Below are 17,838 nucleotides of genomic sequence, written 5' to 3' on the forward strand. Positions count from 1 at the left end.
TTTGTCTATAGGGTAGTTAGTTAATTAGTTATAAGAAGACGGTTTGTTAGTTGCCTAACGAGTTCAACCTTTCATTAAGCTTTCAAAAACGCCTCACTCAATGAGTATATGAAAGAAAGTTGAAATTTCTGCCCAATCCGTGTGACCTGCCCCCCGGTTGCGGGCATCAGTACAAGTAACCAGCCGAACGGTAAGCCCAACCGACGGCCTGTCACTTGATTGGGCATAGAGAGAGAAGATCCCATGACCGCCCCGCTCCGTATCAACGAAGCTCTTTTGATTGCCGACCGCGCATTTAAGCCCTTTAAATGCGTAGCTTGGGCGCCACAAGACGGTAACGGCGAACTCAGCCTGACGGTGATCGATCGCACCAGTACTCCACTGGGCCGCACACAAATCCCGAGCAGCGCTTACACCGACCCGGCGCAACTGGAACATGTTCTTAAAGAGGCTCGCACCGAACTGAGCCAGGAAGGTTACACACTGCAATCCTGGTCGATGCCGCACTAAAGACATGTGTTAATGCTTTAAAAAAAGACCGTCCAGGCCGCGCCTGGACGGTCTTTTTTGCTTTATTACTTGGCAGGCTTGCCAGTGGTTCGAAAAGACACTGTTCTGGCACATAACGACCCTCCACCAGTTAGTTGTTACCGTTGTGCTATCGATCATTCAAGGATTGAATGTTTTGCACAGGCCATTGCCCTCCCAATCCCGGGATTGGTCGGCTCGCAAGGAGGTGCGCGCATGCCAGACCAGACTGCTGTTGCCCTGCCTGAATCGCCTTACACTGCTGGCCAACTCGACAAGCGCTTCGCCTGCGCAGGCAAAACCCAGGTGTATTTCGTCGGCAGCACTTACAGCATCGCCAACGGTGTGGCGATTGATGCACAGGGTCGTGTGCTGGTGGCGGCGAAAGTTGGCACTCGCAGTGGTCATTACTTTGGCCTGGCCCGTTTGCTGGCCGACGGCTCCGCCGACCTGTCATTTGGCACTCACGGAAGCGTTATCGGGCCGTTTCAGCGTGGTCATGAAGCCATGGCGGGCAGCGTTCAGGTCCTGGCCGACGGCAACATCCTGTTGGCCGGCCTGCACTACGAAGATTCCCATCGAACACTGCCAGCCCTGGCACTATTCGACGAACAAGGTCGCCCGGTCCACGATTTTGGCGACAACGGTTACTGCGTCGTACGTCTGTCGGGGAATCTGTCCCAAGGCCAGCGCAACACCTGCGGGCCTTTTGGCGTACCGGGGGCGGAGACTTGTGGCGTGAAGGTGCAAGCCGACGGCGCGATCCTCTTACTGGCCAATCACTATTTTGAACTGGCCGATCACGCCGGCCTGTTGATACGCCTCACCGCCGAGGGCGAACTGGACAAAACCTTCAATGGACGCGGCTTTGTCATGGTCAGGCATTTGCTGATGAACTCCTGGCTCAGCAGCCTGATGCTGCAGGCGGATGGCCGAATCATGGTCGGCGGATCGATCAGTTTCCCTGAACAAGCGTTGCTGGCGCGCTATCTACCCGACGGCAGCCTGGATGAGCGCTTTGCCGTGGATGGTTTGATGACCTTCAGTGTTCAAGGAAAAAGCGCGCACATCAGCCAGATCGTCCAGCTGGGCAATGGCGATTTGCAGTGTTTTGGCAGCAGCCGAGAACCGATGCATTGCCTGGCGCTGAAAGTGCACAGCAACGGTCGTCCGGATATCCATTGCAACAATGGCCAGCCGCACTTGCTACGCATTGGCCGCAACACCAGCCAATGGACCGCCGCGCAGTTGCGGCCAGATGGCCGGGTGCTGGCGGTCGGTGGCACTCTGGGCGGGGTTGAACCCGGTTTTTTGCTGGCCCGGTATCTACCCGGTGGACAGCCGGATCCTGGCTTTGCCGAAGGCACCTGCTGGGTTCGTACCCGTTTTGGCAGCAGCCTGGACATGGCCACCTCAGTGGCGGTGCAAACTGACGGAGGCATTGTCGTCGGCGGCTATTCGCTGGATGGCAATTACCGGGCAGTAGTGGTGCGTTATCTCGGCTGAGCCAACTTGTTGTTACACACTTGATCTTCCCTGTCGCTTCCGGCAACTTGCGCGCTTCTTAATACAAGGAGTAGCCGATGTCCGGCTCAATGGCTCAGGCCTTCGCGCACAACTTTCTCGGCCACTCTCCCCGCTGGTACAAGGCAAGCATTGTCGGCTTCCTGATAATCAATGCATTGGTGTTATGGACAGTCGGGCCGGTAGCGGCCGGTTGGCTGCTGGTGCTGGAGTTCATCTTCACACTGGCCATGGCGCTCAAGTGTTATCCGCTGATGCCCGGTGGTTTGCTGCTGGTTGAAGCGCTGCTGCTGAAAATGACCACGGCGCAAGCACTTTACGATGAACTGGTGCACAACTTTCCGGTGATCCTGCTGCTGATGTTCATGGTGGCGGGCATCTACTTCATGAAAGACCTGCTGCTGTTTCTGTTCTCGCGCCTGTTGCTGGGCGTGCGCTCCAAAGCGCTGCTGGCCTTGATGTTCTGCTTTCTCTCGGCGTTTCTGTCGGCGTTCCTCGATGCCTTGACGGTGACGGCGGTGATCATCAGTGCCGCGGTTGGCTTTTATTCGGTGTATCACCGCGTCGCCTCGGGCAATGATCCGCGTCAGGACAGCGAGTTCGGCGATGACCAGCACCTGCCCACACTCCATCACGGTGACCTTGATCAGTTTCGCGCGTTCCTTCGCAGCCTGCTGATGCACGGCGCTGTGGGCACCGCGTTGGGCGGTGTTTGCACGCTGGTCGGCGAACCGCAAAACCTGCTGATCGGCCACGAAATGGGCTGGCACTTTTCCGAGTTCTTTCTGAAGATTGCCCCGGTGTCGCTCCCGGTGCTGGCTGCAGGTCTGGTGACCTGTGTGCTGCTGGAGAAGCTGCGCTGGTTCGGTTACGGCACGCTGCTGCCGGACAACGTGCGCACGGTGCTGGCCAACTACGCCGCCGAAGACAATGCAGAGCGCACTGCCCGCCAACGCGCCGCCCTGTTGGTCCAAGGTGCGGCGGCGTTGATCCTGATCGCCGGGCTGGCCTTTCATATTGCTGAAGTCGGGCTGATCGGCTTGATGGTGATTGTGTTGATCACCGCGTTCACCGGCATCACCGAAGAGCATCGCATCGGCAATGCGTTCAAGGACGCCATGCCGTTTACCGCATTGCTGGTGGTGTTTTTCGCGGTGGTCGCGGTGATTCACGATCAACAGCTGTTTACGCCGCTCATCCAGTGGGTCCTGGCGCTGCCGGCCGATCAACAGCCTGGCATGTTGTTCATCGCCAACGGCTTGCTGTCGGCGATCAGCGACAATGTGTTTGTAGCAACCATCTACATCACCGAGGTGAAACAGGCGTTCATCTCCGGCCACATGAGCCGTGAGCACTTCGAAACTCTGGCGATTGCGATCAATACCGGGACGAATCTGCCGAGCGTGGCCACACCCAATGGTCAGGCCGCGTTTCTGTTTCTGCTGACGTCGGCGATTGCCCCGCTGATTCGCCTGTCGTACGGGCGGATGGTGTGGATGGCGTTGCCTTACACCGTCGTAATGGGGGTTCTTGGCTGGTACGCAGTGAGTTACTGGTTGTAAACACCGACCCACTGTGGGAGCGAGCCTGCTCGCGATGAGGCCGTGTCAGTCAAAATTGATGTTGAATGACACACCGCTATCGCGAGCAGGCTCACTCCCACATGGGTTTTCAGGTGAGCTGGCGAGGGAGGATATACCGCTCGATCGCCTGCGCGGCGCCATCTTCGGTATTGGCACCCGTCACCACATCGGCCTGAAGCTTGACCGCCTCTTCCGCCTGCCCCATGGCAATCGACAACCCGGCACGATGAAACATCGCCGGGTCATTGCCGCCATCGCCCATCGCGGCAGTCTGCTCCAGCGAGACACCGAGAAACTCGGCCAGAGTCGCCAACGCCGCACCTTTGTTGGCCTGCATCGCAGTCACGTCCAGATAGATCGGCTGTGAGCGCGAGACCTGCGCCTGCCCCTCGACCTTGGGCAGCAATTGCGCTTCCAGCTCGATCAACAACTGAGCGTTGTTGCTGGCGGCAACGATCTTGTCGATACGCTCAAGGTAAGGCTCGAAACTTTCGACCACCACGGGCGGATAGCCCAGGCCATGTTGCTCCCGGGGAACCATTGGACGGTGTGGATCTTTGAGCAGCCAGTCGCCCCCGCTGAACACCCAGACCTCGATGTCCGGCAGATCGGCAAACAATGCCAACGCCGTCAGCGCGGCCGTGGCCGGCAAATAATGCGCGACCAGCACACTGCCATCTGGATTGACGAGGGTGCCACCGTTGAACGCGGCCGTCGGCAGGTCGACACCCAAGGCTTCAATCTGCTGCAACATGGCTTTGGGTGGACGGCCCGTGGCCAGGCTGAACAGCACGCCAGCCTCGCGTAATGAACGAACCGCCTCGATCGTGCGCAGGCTCAAGCTGTGATCGGGCAGCAACAGCGTGCCGTCCATGTCACTGAGCAGAAAACGGATGGGGTGTGGCGTGACGTCACTCATCCGAGGCCGTGCCAGACGCGACCATCGCGAGTCAACAGGTCATCGCCGGCCTTCGGACCGTTTTCGCCAGCCGCATAGAACTCCACGCTCGCGTCCTGCTGCCAGGCATCCAGGAAGGGCTGCACGGCGCGCCAGCCGTTCTCGATGTTGTCGGCGCGCTGGAACAGCGTCTGATCACCCGTCAGGCAGTCGTAGATCAGGGTTTCATAGCCGGTGGACGGCTGCATTTCAAAGAAATCCTTGTAGGCAAAACCCAGTTCGATATTGGCCATTTTCAGCGCCGGGCCAGGACGTTTCGCCAACAGGTCGAACCACATGCCTTCATTGGGCTGAATCTGAATCCGCAAATAGGTTGGTTGCAGTTCATCAACTTCGGTATCGCGGAACTGCGCATACGGCGCAGGCTTGAAGCAAATGACAATCTCAGTGTCGCGCACGCTCATGCGCTTGCCGGTACGCAGGTAGAACGGCACGCCGACCCAGCGCCAGTTATCGATCATGACCTTGAGCGCGACGTAGGTTTCGGTGTTGCTGTCAGGCGCGACGTTGTTTTCCTCGCAATAACCCGGCAACCGCTTGCCGTTGACCTCGCCGGCGGTGTATTGCCCGCGCACCGAGTTGGCCCGGGCCTCCTCGGTGGACCAGGGACGAATCGCACCCACCACTTTGGCTTTCTCGCCGCGCACCGCATCGGCGCCAAAGGCTGCCGGCGGCTCCATTGCCACCATCGCCAGCAACTGGAACAGGTGATTGGGCACCATGTCCCGCAGGGCGCCAGTGTGCTCATAAAAACTGCCACGGGTTTCCACGCCGACGGTTTCGGCGGCGGTGATCTGCACGTGGTCGATGTAATGGTTGTTCCAGAACGCTTCGAACAGGCTGTTGGAGAACCGGCTGATCAGAATGTTCTGTACGGTTTCCTTGCCCAGGTAATGGTCGATCCGGTAGATCTGGTTTTCCGACATCACCTTGAGCAGGCACGCGTTCAAGGCTTCAGCCGTTTGCAGATCGGAGCCGAACGGTTTTTCGATCACCACCCTTCTGAATGCTTCAGGCGTTTCTTGCAGCAAACCGGCGGCGCCGAGACGGCGCACCACTTCGCTGAAGAAACGTGGCGCGGTGGCCAGGTAGAACACCGCGTTGCCAGTGCCGCTGGCGGCGATTTTTTCCGCCAGCGCTTGATAAGTGCTGTCGTCCAGGAAGTCGCCCTGGACGTAGCTGATGCCTTTGGCCAATGTGGCCCACAGCTGCGGATCAAGGGCTTGATCGCCCTTGCCGACCTTCGCCGTCACTTCCGCACGAATGAAATCCTCGAGCTTTTGCGCAAAGGCTTCGTCGCTGATGGCGTTGTGGTCAACGCCGATGATCCGCAAACCATCGCCGAGCAGACCGTCGCGACTCAGGTTGTACAGCGCCGGCATCAGCAGACGCTTGACCAGGTCACCATGGGCACCGAATAAAAACAGCGTGGTCGGTGGAGCGGGTTCTGCCTTGGATTTATTGCGGATCAAGCCGGTCATTTTTTCGAAGTCTCCACATGCCCGCCAAAGCCGAATCGCTGAGCCGAGAGAATCTTGTCGCCAAAAGTGCCTTGCCCGCGGGAACGGTAGCGCGAGAACAACGAGTTCGACAGCACCGGAACCGGTACCGATTGCTCCATGGCCGCTTCGATGGTCCAGCGACCTTCGCCGCTGTCAGCCACCGAGCCCGAGTAACCGTCGAGCTTCGGATCGCTGGCGAGCGCATCGGCGGTCAGGTCGAGCAACCAGGACGACACGACGCTGCCACGACGCCAGACTTCGGCGATGTCGGCCACGTTCAGGTCGAAACGCTGATCTTCCGGCAGTTGCTCACTGGACTTGGTCTTGAGAATGTCGAAGCCCTCGGCGAAGGCCTGCATCATTCCGTATTCAATGCCGTTATGGATCATCTTCACGAAATGGCCCGAGCCTGCGGGGCCGGCATGGATGTAACCGCGCTCGGCGCGATCGTCGTCCGACTTGCGGTCCTTGGTGCGCGGAATATCGCCCATGCCCGGTGCCAAGCTGTCGAACAGCGGATCAAGGCGTTTAACCACGGCCGCTTCTCCGCCGATCATCATGCAGTAACCACGCTCCAGGCCCCAGACGCCACCGGAGGTGCCGACGTCGACATAGTGCAGGCCTTTCTCCGACAGGCTCTTCGCGCGGCGGATGTCGTCCTTATAGAAGGTGTTGCCGCCGTCGATGATGGTGTCGCCGGCTTCGAGCAACGTGCTCAGGGCGGTGATGGTGTCTTCGGTCGGTGCGCCAGCGGGCAACATGACCCATACGGCACGTGGCTTGGCCAGGCCTGCGACCAGCGCCGGCAGGTCGATGACGCCCTTGGCGCCCTCTGCTGCCAGGTTGTCCACGAAGGCGGTATTGCGGTCATAAACAACGGTGGTATGCCCGTTGAGCATCAGGCGACGCGCAATATTGCCGCCCATGCGGCCCAGTCCAATAATCCCGAGTTGCATGTGCTGATGCTCCCTACTACTAAAAATGTGTGTCAAAGGTTATAGCCCAACGCGACCAATGTGGGTTAGTCCAGAGCATTGGCGCTAAGTTTCCGTGCATTGTGCCCGATCCTGATTGATAACGTCGGTAATCGCGCCGAAGACACACCGACCATCAAAAATAAAAAAGTTCCATTCAGGGGCAAAAGAAATCAAAATCGCGGCCGATAGTAAATAAGCACCGATGTCGGGGCGGATTTACAGTTGAGATAGCCATTTGCGAGGTGAGCAATGGGCACAGTACAAGCAGCACGGCCAGCACAAACCCTCTATGTCACGATCCGTCGTGATGAATTGCGCCAGTTGAAAGAAGAGCGCGACCTGCTGAAGCAGGAGCTCGCGCAGCTGCGCTTACTCACACAAAGCTCCCCCGCTCAGAATTTTCCCGTCACCCAGCGTGCTCCCCACGCCTGATCCGCTCGCCTGAATCGGAAACAGTGCCCTGCTGTTTCCGATGCAACGCACCTGCCAAGCCTTAAACTCACGAATTTTTCACATTTACCTGTTGATACTCCGCCGCCCTATGGCCGCGCGGTATGCGCGCGGCTTCCGCTCGTCGATAGCAGGGAGGCTCGACGGTCGAAGTGAATACTTGGCTGGAGCGCTGAATGGCTTTGTTTAACCGCAGCAATACGACTGCGAAAGGTTTTGATTGGGCAGGATTTCTCTGGTTGTTCCTGTTCTTCTGGTATTTTTCCGGCATCACCCAACTATTGATTCAACTGACGGGCACCTCGGGTTTCAGCGGGTTCCGCCAGGCCTTTGTGATGAGCGCCATCTGGCTCGCACCGATGCTGCTGTTCCCTCGGCAGACACGTGTAATGGCTGCAGTGATCGGCGTGGTGTTGTGGGCCTGTTCGATGGCCAGCCTCGGTTACTTCTTCATCTATCAGCAGGAATTCTCCCAAAGCGTCATCTTCATCATGTTCGAATCGAACATTGCTGAAGCGGGCGAGTACATGACCCAGTATTTCGCCTGGTGGATGGTCGCAGCATTCGTCGCCCACACCCTGTTCGCCTATTTCCTGTGGACGCGCTTGCGTCCGGTGTATATGCCGCGCTGGCAGGCCTTGGTCGCGGCGGCCGCGATTCTGGTGGCCGTGGTCGGTTATCCGCTGGTCAAGCAAACCGCGCGCACGGGCAGCTTCGCTGATGGTTTCGATAAATTCGAGACCCGCGTAGAGCCTGCGGTGCCGTGGCAGATGGCCGTGGCCTATCACCGTTACCTCCAGACCCTCGCCGGCATGCAAGACATGCTCAACAGCGCGAGCAAGATTGCCCCGCTGAAAAACCTCACCGACACGATGGCCAACCAGCCCGCCACCCTGGTGCTGGTAATTGGCGAATCGACCAACCGTCAGCGCATGAGCCTCTACGGCTACCCGCGTGAAACCACGCCGGAACTGGACAAACTCAAGGATCAACTGGCGGTCTTCAACAACGTCATCACCCCGCGCCCGTACACCATCGAGGCGTTGCAGCAGGTGTTGACCTTCGCCGACGAGGAAAACCCGGACCTTTACCTGACCACGCCATCCCTGGTCAGCATGATGAAGCAGGCGGGTTACAAAACCTTCTGGATCACCAACCAGCAGACCATGACCAAGCGCAACACCATGCTCACCACCTTCTCCGAACAGGCTGACGAGCAGGTGTACCTGAACAATAACCGCAACCAGAACGCCGCCCAGTACGATGGCGACGTGATCGAGCCGTTCAACAAGGCCCTGGCGGACGCCGCTCCGCGCAAGCTGATCGTGGTGCATTTGCTCGGCACGCACATGAGCTATCAGTACCGTTATCCGCCCACCTTCGACAAGTTCACCGACCGCAAAGGTGTGCCGGACGGTGTACGTGACGATCAGGTGCCGACGTACAACAGTTATGACAACGCGGTGCTGTACAACGACTTCGTGGTCTCGAGCCTGATCAAGGACTACGCCAAGGCCGATCCGAATGGCTTCCTGCTGTACCTCTCCGATCACGGTGAAGACGTGTTCGACTCAGCGGGTCACAGCACACTGGGCCGCAACGAAAACAAGCCGACCGCGCCGATGTACACCATCCCGTTCATGGCGTGGGCCTCGCCGAAATGGCGTGAGACCCACAACTGGAATCTGGCCGGTGACTTGGGGCGGCCTTACAGCAGCTCGCAACTGATCCATACCTGGGCCGATCTGGCGGGCCTGAGTTTTGATGAACTGGACCGCAGCAAAAGCCTGGTCAGCGACAGTTTCAAGCCGCGGCCATTGATGATCGGCAACCCTTACGAGCGTCAAGTGCATCCGCTGATCGACTTCAGCCTGATGAAACCCAAGGTCGCACCGGCCGATCCGGCAGTCGCCAAGCAGTAATCCTTTCAGGGGCCGGTTCCGGCCCCTTTTTTGTGTCCCGCTGTTGCGCACGACACATCTAAAAATACCAATAATTCTCGTTAGCCTCGACTGGAAGCTTTGCGGCGGTTAATTCCCAATTCACCGATTCGGCGGATAATGTCCCGGCGACATTGACTCATGGAAGACAGGCACCCGATATCCGTAATGGGAGGCACACCATGAAACGTATAACGCTGATCCTCGCCAGTCTGATGATGTTCGGTTCGGCCGCTGCTTTGGCTGAAGGTGGCGCCGAACGCATGAGGTATTACTTCGAGAGCCTGCGCTTTAAGCAAGAACAGGCCAATGGCATCCAGCGCAAAGTGATTGAGCTAAGGGTTCCGGACGATCAAACCGCACAAGTCACCGAAACCTACAGGCCGAAATAAACGATGGCAGACGGGCGTCCTGATGGACGCCCTTTTTTATGCTCCATAGCGGCGAGATCAAAGGTCCTTGGTCCAGAACAGCATGCGACCATGGGCCGGGTCGAACATGCCGGGTGCAAAACCGAACTTGCCATAGGACGCCTGCGCGACCGCATTGCCTTCAAGGACTTCCAGGGTGATCTTGCAGCCGCCGCGCTGGCGGGTGATGTCCTCAACTTTTTGCAGCATCTTCTGACTCAGCCCCAGGCCGCGAAACTTCGGCACCACCGACACATCGTGCACATTGACCAAAGGCTTACAGGCAAAAGTCGAGAACCCTTCAAAGCAATTGACCAGCCCGGCCGGCTCGCCATCGACAAAAGCCAGCACACTGAACGCGTGGGGACGCTTGGCCAGTTCACCCGGCAATCGCTGCAGGATGTCATCGGATAAGGCGTGCCCGCCGCCCATCGGGTCCTGGGCGTAAGCATTGAGCACAACACCGATCGCTTCGGCGTGCACCGGATTGGTGTAGCTGGCTTGAAGGACAAGTACTTCTGCGGATTCCATTTCCATCGTCAACATCCCATCTGGTTGACCCGACACGTCTCTCGCGCCGGGAGGTCGACGGACATTATCGCGAGGCGCAATCGTCGACAACCCGAACCTGACTCAAACGCCCCAGATCAGCGTTTCAGTCCATCCCAGCTCGGCAAAATCCGCGGCCCTTAAGCCTGACTCACCGGCGCAGAAAAATTCGTCCAGCTGCGGTGGCTTGACCGACGTGCCGCTGAGCATGGCGTGCACCTGGCCACGGTGATGAATCTGGTGTTCGAACAGATGGGAAAGCATGCGCAAACGACTGTCATGCTGCGGCGTTTCCCGGGCGATGGTCACGATTCGCACCAGGTCGGCATCGCGTAACTGTTCGCAGTAGGCAATCAGTCGACGGTCGACGTGGGCTTGCTCACGCTGCAGGTCGGGGCCCGAGGTGAACGGCTCGTCGTGGGTGAAGAACACATAACAATCGGGGTGCGGCTCGTCCCCGCGCAGCTCGCGCTCCAGCGCATCCATGTAGAACCAGTCGCACGTCAGGATGTGATTGAGGGTGGCCCTGATGCTGGGGAAGAAGCTGACACGCGGCGCCACCAGTTCGGTAGCGCTCAATTGGCCCCAGGCCTTGGCGAGTCGGTGATTGGCCCAGGCGTTCTGATAAGCCATGGTCAGCAAATGATGAGACAGGGGCTGATTCATGTTCGCGGCTCCTTGCAATTAGGCTTCAGCGAAACGTTGCAGCTGCATTTCCTGTAGACGGCTCAATGTGCGGCGGAACGGGAATTCAAGGTAACCCTCGGTGTACAACGCCGCCATCGGCACCTGCGCTTCGAGGTACAGCGGCACCTTGCGGTCGTAGCATTCGTCCACCAACGCGATGAAACGCCGGACTCCGTCGTCGTGCACCGACAATTGCGGCAGTTCGCGATCACCGGCCACCACACGCTCGGCAGCGTCTTCGGTGCCTCGGGCGATGCGTCCTGCGCGCTTTTGTGCGCTCAGGTTGGGCACTTCACTCAACAGAATAGCGCTGAAGGTGTCGCACAGCGCCATAAAGTCCATGGCAGCAAACGGTTGTTCGCACAGATCGGCATAACGGCACCAGAGCACTTTGGCGCTGGCCTGCACGACGTTGACCGAGCGATAACCGACCGTGACCGGCTCGCTGGACACCGATTGCCCAGCGGTCAAGGCCTTGAACACATCTGCGAGCGCGCTGGGCTGGCCGGCGGTCGCCACCCAATAACGTTGCAGGCCGGCGCCCGGGTGCAGGCGATGGTCTTCGCCGCCATCCACCGCGATCACCTGCATGTGTTTCTTGATCGCCTCGATGGCGGGCACGAAACGGTCGCGGTTGAAACCATCGGCGTACAGCTGATCCGGGGGCTGATTGGAGGTGCAGACCACCACCACACCTTGCTCGAACATCACCTGAAACAAACGCCCGAGAATGATCGCATCGCCAATGTCATTGACGAACAGCTCATCAAAGCACAGCACGCGCACTTCCTCGCTCAGCTCACGGGCCAGCGCCTTCAGCGGATCGGCGGTGCCGGTCAGCTGGAATGAGCGTTGGTGCACCCAGCCCATGAAGTGGTGAAAGTGTTGGCGGCGAGCCGGGACCTTGAGGGTTTGATAGAACTGGTCCATCAACCAGGTCTTGCCGCGCCCGACCGGGCCCCAGAGGTAAACCCCGGTGATCGGCGTGCGCCCTTCGTGCAAGGCTTCGTGGCATTTCTGCAGCGCCCACACGGCATGTTCCTGGGCTTCGTCCTGGACGAAGCCCTTTTGTTCGATGGCGTGTTGCCAGGCGCTTAGGGGAGAGTCGACATTCATGCGCGGCAGTATGCCACGCACTCGCGTTACAGAGAGATGTCTAGCCGGGCGATCTTGCCCTGTTCGTTGAGGCGGAACATGTAGCGCAGTTCCAGGGGACTGCCGGGAAAGGTCCCGGAAATCCGGTTGTGCACCAGCACTTTACCGGTGCGCTGCTGCACGCCGAGCACTTCGACCCGGGGTTCATAGCGCTGTGCCGTGTCTTGCATCCATTGGGCGATGGCTTGCGTGCCGGTCCGGTGATGTCCTTCATCGAACACGTTGGCATCCTCAGCAAAAAAACTGCCGACCCGCGAAGTGTCGCGAGCATTGGCGGCGGCAATGTAGGCGGCAATGGCGGGCGCCAGTGAAGAGGCTGGATTGGACATGTTTACGGCTCCTTGTTTGTTGGTTCTGGAGCCATCCTAGAACACGTCTGTGTCAGTTCTTGTCAGGAGTGAAACGCCCCGCTTCATCCAGTTGCATCTGCTTGCGCCAGGTGCGCAACAAGTCGCTGCGCCGCCCCGGATAACGCTCGCCCTGCTCGCTGGCGGCCGAGATCCGGTCGGTGCGAAACGTGCGGTAGGCGCCGCGCAGTTCACACCAGGCGACGATGATCCGAACTTCATTGAGAAACCCCAGCGCCAGGGGCCAGATCATCCGTTGACTGGGCACCTGGTTGGCATCTGCATAGTCGATGTTGAGCTTGGATTGATCACGTATGGCCTGGCGAAACACATTCAACGGCACCGCGTTTTGCGGATAGCCATAACCGGGCGGGCCCGGCAGCACTGTCGGGTTGCGCAATGCATCCTGGGCTTCGGGGGCCAGCACGGCGGCAATCTTGGCCAGCGCATCCGCCGCGGCTTTGCTCAACACCTCGTCGCCGCGCTGATCGACGTAGCGCAACCCCAACACGATGGCTTCGGTTTCATCGGCATTGAGCATCAAGGGCGGCAGGAACAAACCGCTGCGCAATACGTAACCGATCCCCGCCTCGCCGAAAATCGGCGCGCCCAGCGCAGTCAGTTCGGCGATGTCGCGGTACAGCGTACGTTCGGAAATTTCCAGTTCGCTGGCCAGCGTTGCCGCCGTAACCGGACGACTTTTGCCCCGCAACACCTGCAACAACGTGAGTAAACGTGTAGTACGCGACACGATCCGTAGTCTCTTTCCTGAGAAGTCGACGGAGCTTAGCAGAGGCTACTGTCAGAAACTGGCAGTAGCAATGTCCCCGTCAATCGGGCCTTTCGCGATAAATCAAAAAGCCGATTGACGTAAAATATTACTCGCATAATATTCAATGCATGTCGCCAAACATTTAACTAATTCACCGCATCGGTTCCTCAGGAGTCATCTCATGCATTACAAAGTCTTCGGCCGTAAAACCGGGTTGCGGGTCTCGGAACTGGCATTGGGCGCCGGCAATTTCGGCACCGGTTGGGGCCATGGCGCAGAACGTGACGAAGCCAAGCGCATATTCGATGGCTACCTGGAGGCCGGCGGCAATTTCATCGACACCGCCAACGGCTATCAGGGTGGGCAGTCGGAAGCCATGCTCAGCGAGTTCATTGCCGCGGAACGGGATCGCCTGGTCATCGCCACCAAATACACCCTGGGCACCACGCCCGCCGCCGGCATTTCCCACACCGGCAACAGTCGCAAGAACATGGTTCGCGCCGTGGAAGAAAGCCTGAAACGCCTCAACACCGATCACATCGACCTGTTTTGGGCGCACATGAGTGACGGCGTGACGCCGATGGAAGAAATCCTGCGTGGCTTTGACGACCTGGTGCGTGCCGGCAAAATTCACTACGCCGGACTGTCGAACTTCCCGGCCTGGCGCATCGCCCGGGCGGACGTGCTGGCCGAAGTGCGCGGTTTTGCGCCGATTGCCGCGATTCAGATCGAGTACAGCCTGGCCGAACGCAGCGCTGACCGTGAGCAGCTGCCGATGGCCGAAGCCCTGGGCCTGGCCGCGACGTTATGGTCGCCGTTGGGTGGCGGTTTTCTCACCGGCAAGTACCGCAGCAATGACGGCGACAACCGCGCCGCTAAACTTGGCGTGCTGATCCATGCCGAAACAAGCGCACGGGACACCGCCCTGCTCGACACCTTGCTCGGCGTCGCAGAAGAGCTGGCAGCCAGCCCGACTCACGTCGCCATTGCCTGGCTGCGAGAAAAGGCCAAGCGTTCAACGACTGCGCTGATACCGATCCTGGGTTCGCGCACGCGTGAGCAACTGGATGCGACATTGGGTGCCTTGACGGTGCAATTGAGTGCCGAACAGATGTCGCGACTGGATGAGGTCAGCGCTGTGGCGATGGGTGTGCCGCATGAAACCATTGCCGGGTCGTATTCGCGATTTACCGGGGCTGAAACATTGGACGTTCCGATAATCCCTGTCGCCTGAAACAGCATCGCGGGCAAGCCCGCTCCCACAGGTATTGCGCTGTACTTGTGGGAGCGGGCTTGCCCGCGATGGCGTTAGCGCATGATGGGGCTACCGGTCCACTTTATGTCTGGCGGCATAAAGGCAGAGCATTTCCATGGCCAATGTCGCCGCTGCCAGTGAGGTGATGTCCGCATTGTCGTAGGCCGGCGCCACTTCCACCACGTCCATCCCCACCAGATTGATCCCGCGCAAGCCGCCGAGAATTTCCAGCGCCTGTACCGTGCTCAATCCCCCGCAAACTGGTGTCCCGGTGCCCGGTGCGAAGGCCGGGTCGAGGCAATCGATGTCGAACGTCAGGTACACCGGGTTATCGCCGACCCGTGCACGAATTGCTTCGACAATCGCCTCACATCCTTGCCGATGCACCTGCCGCGCATCCAGCACCTGAAAGCCCTGATGATCGTCATTGGTGGTGCGCAAGCCGATCTGCACCGAACGCGACGGATCGACCAGCCCTTCCCTGGCCGCGTGCCAGAACATGGTGCCATGGTCGACGCGCTTTCCCGCCTCGTCCGGCCAGGTGTCGCTGTGGGCATCGAAGTGAATCAGCGACAGCGGACCATGTTTGCGGGCATGGGCCTTGAGCAGCGGATAGGTAATGAAGTGGTCGCCGCCGAACGTCAGCATCGCGCTGCCGGCGTTGATAATGTGCTCGGCATGCGCCTCGATGCTTTCCGGCACCGAGTGCGGCGAGCCGTAATCGAAGTCGCAATCGCCGAAGTCGATAACAGCCAGATGATCGAATGGATCAAACGTCCACGGCCAGTGGCGTTCCCAGGCGATCCCGGTGGACGCGGCGCGAATGCCTCGTGGCCCGAAACGCGCACCGGGGCGATTGCTGGTGGCGGTGTCAAACGGGACACCGCTAACCGCGACGTCGACACCGCGCAAGTCACGGCTGTAGCGTCGACGCATGAAACTGGTGATGCCGGCGTAGGTGCTTTCGGCGGCGGTGCCGTAAAGACTGTCGCGGGTCATGGCCTGATCGTTTTGCACAGGGACGTCCATCAGGTATTCCTTTTTATTGGTGGCTACGGAAAGTGGTCCACAAGCGGGTGCGCTGACGCATGTCCTTGAGGCTCATGGTGCGGTCGGCGTACAGCAGACCGCGAACGTCGGCGGGCGGGTAAATGTCCGGATCGGTGCGCACCGCCTCATCCACCAGCGGCGTCGCGGCCTGATTGGCGGAGGCGAAGAACAGCGTGTTGGTCAGCGCTGCGACGGATTCGGGGCGCAACATGAATTCGATGAACTGGCGGGCCGCCTCGGGATGTGGCGCATCCTTGGGAATCGCCAGGTTGTCCTGCCAGACGAGGGTGCCTTCCTTGGGAATCCGGTAGGCGATTTCGTAGGGCTTGTTGGCCTTGCGCGCCTGATCGGCAGCCATGCTGGCGTCACCGTTGTAGGTCAGCGCCAGGCAGACACTGCCGTTGGCCAGATCGTTGATCTGCCGGCCGCTGGCGACGTACAGCACATTTGGCTGCAATTGATGCAACAAGGTCTGCGCCGCGTCGAGATCGTTCTTGTCGGTGCTGTAGGGATCTTTACCCAGGTAGTGCAACGCCAGGCCGATGACTTCCTGGGGCGAATCGATGATCGCGATGCCACAGTCCTTCAGTTTGTTGGCGTACTCGGGCTTGAACAGCAAATCCAGGCTATTGAGCGGTTTGTCCGGCAAGCGTTTCTGCACTGCCTCGACGTTCATCCCAAGCCCCAGCGTGCCCCAGGTGTACGGCACACCGTAGAGGTTGCCGGGGTCCACGGCGGCGAGCTTTTCCAACAGGTCCGGGTCGAGGTTGGCGTAGCCCTTCAGGCCTTCGTGAGGAATGGTTTTTAACGCACCGGCTGCCAAGCCGCGAGCCAGCACGCTGGACGATGGCACGACCACGTCGTAACCGCTGCCACCGGTGAGCAGTTTGGTTTCGAGCACTTCCGGCGCATCGAATGTGTCGTAACGCACGTGAATCCCGGTTTCCTGTTCGAAACGTTGCAAGGTCTCGGGCGCTACATAATCGGCCCAACTGTAGAGATTGAGGGTCTTTTCCTCGGCCTGGGCCGAAGCAGCCACGGCGAGGAACAACGCGGGTAAACACAGCTTGAACATGGGAGCCATGACGAACACCTGACCAGAGGAAGTGGTTGCAGCGTGCGCGCTCCGATACATTGTCGAAATATCAAGTTTGTTAACCTGACTTTATTGCGGAGTAATGTTTGATGCTCGGTCAACTCCATGACCTCGACTTGCAACTGCTGCGTTTGTTTGTGCGGGTGGTCGAGTGCGGCGGCTTCAGTGCGGCACAGGGCGAGCTGGGGTTGAGCCAATCGAGCATCAGCCAGCAAATGGCCAAGCTCGAAACCCGACTCGGCTATCGCTTGTGCAGTCGCGGCAAGGGCGGATTCAAGATCACGCCCAAAGGTGAACAGCTGCTGACGGCGACGCGCGGCCTGTTTGAATCCATCGAAGCCTTCCGCCACCAATCCAACGGTGTGGCCGGGCGCTTGATCGGCGAAGTGCGCCTGGGTTTGTCCGAGGCCCTGGATCAATCGGTGCTGCAACGCGTGGCCGATGCGATCAGTCGTTTTCGCGAGCGCGACGAATCGGTGCGCATCGAATTGATCAGCGCCATGCCCGGCGAAATGGAACGCCTTCTGCTGCAACAACGCCTGGACCTGGCCATCGGTTATTTCTCACAGGTGCAGCGTGCGTTTGACTACCGCCAGTTGTTCACGGAAACCCAGCACCTGTATTGCGCGCCCGGGCATCCACTGTTCACCGACGATGCGCCGGACGACCAGGCCTTGCAGGCGTGTGACCGGGTCGATCATCCCTACCGTTTCCTGCGGGCCGACGAGCCCTTCCAGGGACAGCGCTGTTCGGCGAGGTCGGAGCAGGTCGAAGGCACCCTCGCCTTCATTCTGTCCGGTAAACACGTCGGCTATTTGCCCGATCACTTTGCCCGTAGTTGGGAAGACAAAGGTTTGCTCAGGGCCATGCGTCGAGAGGACATGAGTTTCGATGTGGCGTTTCACCTGGCCCGTTATCGTGCGCAGGTGCCGGGGGATGCGCAGAAGGCATTTGAAGAGGATTTGCTGGCGGCGTTTGCCTGAAAACCACTGCAATCCCTGTGGGAGCGGGCTTGCTCGCGAAGGCGTCCTGTCAGCCGGCATCCTTGTCACCTG

General features: G+C 59.2%; 18 protein-coding genes. 8 read left to right on the forward strand and 10 right to left on the reverse strand.

Features of this window, described 5'->3' with window-relative positions:
* Positions 1 to 243: 243 nt before the first annotated feature.
* The 3 genes from K5K95_RS27400 to nhaB all read left to right on the forward strand — a co-directional run bounded on the left by K5K95_RS27400 (position 244) and on the right by nhaB (position 3,614).
* The gene (locus K5K95_RS27400) at positions 244 to 510 is read left to right on the forward strand and encodes a hypothetical protein (RefSeq protein WP_222586990.1); all 267 of its coding nucleotides are present in this window, start codon (positions 244 to 246) and stop codon (positions 508 to 510) included.
* 234 nt (positions 511 to 744) lie between these two features.
* Positions 745 to 2,034: a hypothetical protein gene (locus tag K5K95_RS27405; protein ID WP_222586991.1), complete on the forward strand. Its 1,290-nt coding sequence runs from the start codon at positions 745 to 747 to the stop codon at positions 2,032 to 2,034.
* Positions 2,035 to 2,111: 77 nt separating this feature from the next.
* A complete protein-coding gene (gene nhaB / locus K5K95_RS27410; RefSeq protein WP_222586992.1) occupies positions 2,112 to 3,614 on the forward strand; it encodes a sodium/proton antiporter NhaB in 1,503 nt (500 codons plus the stop codon).
* A gap of 109 nt (positions 3,615 to 3,723) precedes the next feature.
* Here the strand turns inward: nhaB and K5K95_RS27415 are convergent, their stop codons facing one another.
* The 3 genes from K5K95_RS27415 to gnd are packed head-to-tail and all read right to left on the reverse strand — an operon-like array spanning position 3,724 to position 7,051.
* On the reverse strand, positions 3,724 to 4,554 hold the full coding sequence (locus tag K5K95_RS27415) for an HAD family hydrolase (RefSeq protein ID WP_222586993.1): 831 nt from the start codon (positions 4,552 to 4,554) through the stop codon (positions 3,724 to 3,726).
* The gene (gene zwf / locus K5K95_RS27420) at positions 4,551 to 6,074 is read right to left on the reverse strand and encodes a glucose-6-phosphate dehydrogenase (protein ID WP_222586994.1); all 1,524 of its coding nucleotides are present in this window, start codon (positions 6,072 to 6,074) and stop codon (positions 4,551 to 4,553) included. The genes K5K95_RS27415 and zwf overlap by 4 nt, the downstream gene beginning before the upstream one ends.
* Positions 6,071 to 7,051, reverse strand: a complete 981-nt coding sequence (gene gnd / locus K5K95_RS27425; RefSeq protein ID WP_222586995.1) for a phosphogluconate dehydrogenase (NAD(+)-dependent, decarboxylating) — start codon at positions 7,049 to 7,051, stop codon at positions 6,071 to 6,073. The genes zwf and gnd overlap by 4 nt, the downstream gene beginning before the upstream one ends.
* A gap of 270 nt (positions 7,052 to 7,321) precedes the next feature.
* On the opposite strand from gnd, the gene K5K95_RS27430 reads away from it, so the two are divergent.
* The 3 genes from K5K95_RS27430 (at position 7,322) to K5K95_RS27440 (ending at position 9,854) form a co-directional block, all read left to right on the forward strand.
* Positions 7,322 to 7,504, forward strand: a complete 183-nt coding sequence (locus K5K95_RS27430) for a DUF6026 family protein (RefSeq protein ID WP_222586996.1) — start codon at positions 7,322 to 7,324, stop codon at positions 7,502 to 7,504.
* Positions 7,505 to 7,698: 194 nt separating this feature from the next.
* The gene (locus K5K95_RS27435; RefSeq protein ID WP_222586997.1) at positions 7,699 to 9,444 is read left to right on the forward strand and encodes a phosphoethanolamine transferase CptA; all 1,746 of its coding nucleotides are present in this window, start codon (positions 7,699 to 7,701) and stop codon (positions 9,442 to 9,444) included.
* Between the two features lie 200 nt (positions 9,445 to 9,644).
* A complete protein-coding gene (locus K5K95_RS27440) occupies positions 9,645 to 9,854 on the forward strand; it encodes a hypothetical protein (protein WP_222586998.1) in 210 nt (69 codons plus the stop codon).
* A 57-nt stretch (positions 9,855 to 9,911) separates the two neighbouring features.
* On the opposite strand, the gene K5K95_RS27445 is transcribed toward K5K95_RS27440, so the two are convergent.
* From K5K95_RS27445 to K5K95_RS27465, 5 genes are all read right to left on the reverse strand, one after another.
* Positions 9,912 to 10,403 carry a GNAT family N-acetyltransferase gene (locus K5K95_RS27445; protein ID WP_222590448.1) on the reverse strand — a complete coding sequence of 164 codons (492 nt, stop codon included), beginning with the start codon at positions 10,401 to 10,403 and terminating at the stop codon, positions 9,912 to 9,914.
* A gap of 102 nt (positions 10,404 to 10,505) precedes the next feature.
* The gene (locus tag K5K95_RS27450; RefSeq protein ID WP_222586999.1) at positions 10,506 to 11,087 is read right to left on the reverse strand and encodes a DinB family protein; all 582 of its coding nucleotides are present in this window, start codon (positions 11,085 to 11,087) and stop codon (positions 10,506 to 10,508) included.
* Between the two features lie 18 nt (positions 11,088 to 11,105).
* Complete coding sequence (zapE, locus tag K5K95_RS27455) at positions 11,106 to 12,224, reverse strand: cell division protein ZapE (protein WP_222587000.1); 1,119 nt, start codon at positions 12,222 to 12,224, stop codon at positions 11,106 to 11,108.
* Between the two features lie 26 nt (positions 12,225 to 12,250).
* Complete coding sequence (locus tag K5K95_RS27460; RefSeq protein ID WP_222587001.1) at positions 12,251 to 12,592, reverse strand: nuclear transport factor 2 family protein; 342 nt, start codon at positions 12,590 to 12,592, stop codon at positions 12,251 to 12,253.
* Between the two features lie 52 nt (positions 12,593 to 12,644).
* Positions 12,645 to 13,361, reverse strand: a complete 717-nt coding sequence (locus tag K5K95_RS27465; RefSeq protein WP_222587002.1) for a helix-turn-helix transcriptional regulator — start codon at positions 13,359 to 13,361, stop codon at positions 12,645 to 12,647.
* A gap of 202 nt (positions 13,362 to 13,563) precedes the next feature.
* On the opposite strand from K5K95_RS27465, the gene K5K95_RS27470 reads away from it, so the two are divergent.
* Complete coding sequence (locus K5K95_RS27470) at positions 13,564 to 14,616, forward strand: aldo/keto reductase (protein WP_222587003.1); 1,053 nt, start codon at positions 13,564 to 13,566, stop codon at positions 14,614 to 14,616.
* Between the two features lie 90 nt (positions 14,617 to 14,706).
* Here K5K95_RS27470 and speB read toward each other — a convergent pair whose 3' ends face one another.
* Together speB and K5K95_RS27480 are read right to left on the reverse strand one after the other, a co-directional pair.
* Positions 14,707 to 15,666, reverse strand: coding sequence for an agmatinase (gene speB, locus K5K95_RS27475; RefSeq protein WP_222587004.1), 960 nt, complete (start codon positions 15,664 to 15,666; stop codon positions 14,707 to 14,709).
* A gap of 13 nt (positions 15,667 to 15,679) precedes the next feature.
* Positions 15,680 to 16,771 carry a polyamine ABC transporter substrate-binding protein gene (locus tag K5K95_RS27480; protein WP_222587005.1) on the reverse strand — a complete coding sequence of 364 codons (1,092 nt, stop codon included), beginning with the start codon at positions 16,769 to 16,771 and terminating at the stop codon, positions 15,680 to 15,682.
* Positions 16,772 to 16,872: 101 nt separating this feature from the next.
* Between K5K95_RS27480 and K5K95_RS27485 the strand changes: the two genes are divergently transcribed.
* Complete coding sequence (locus tag K5K95_RS27485) at positions 16,873 to 17,766, forward strand: LysR family transcriptional regulator (RefSeq protein ID WP_222587006.1); 894 nt, start codon at positions 16,873 to 16,875, stop codon at positions 17,764 to 17,766.
* The last annotated feature ends 72 nt before the right edge of the window (positions 17,767 to 17,838 follow it).

This window comes from Pseudomonas sp. DR48 (genome assembly GCF_019823085.1).
Lineage (GTDB): Bacteria > Pseudomonadota > Gammaproteobacteria > Pseudomonadales > Pseudomonadaceae > Aquipseudomonas.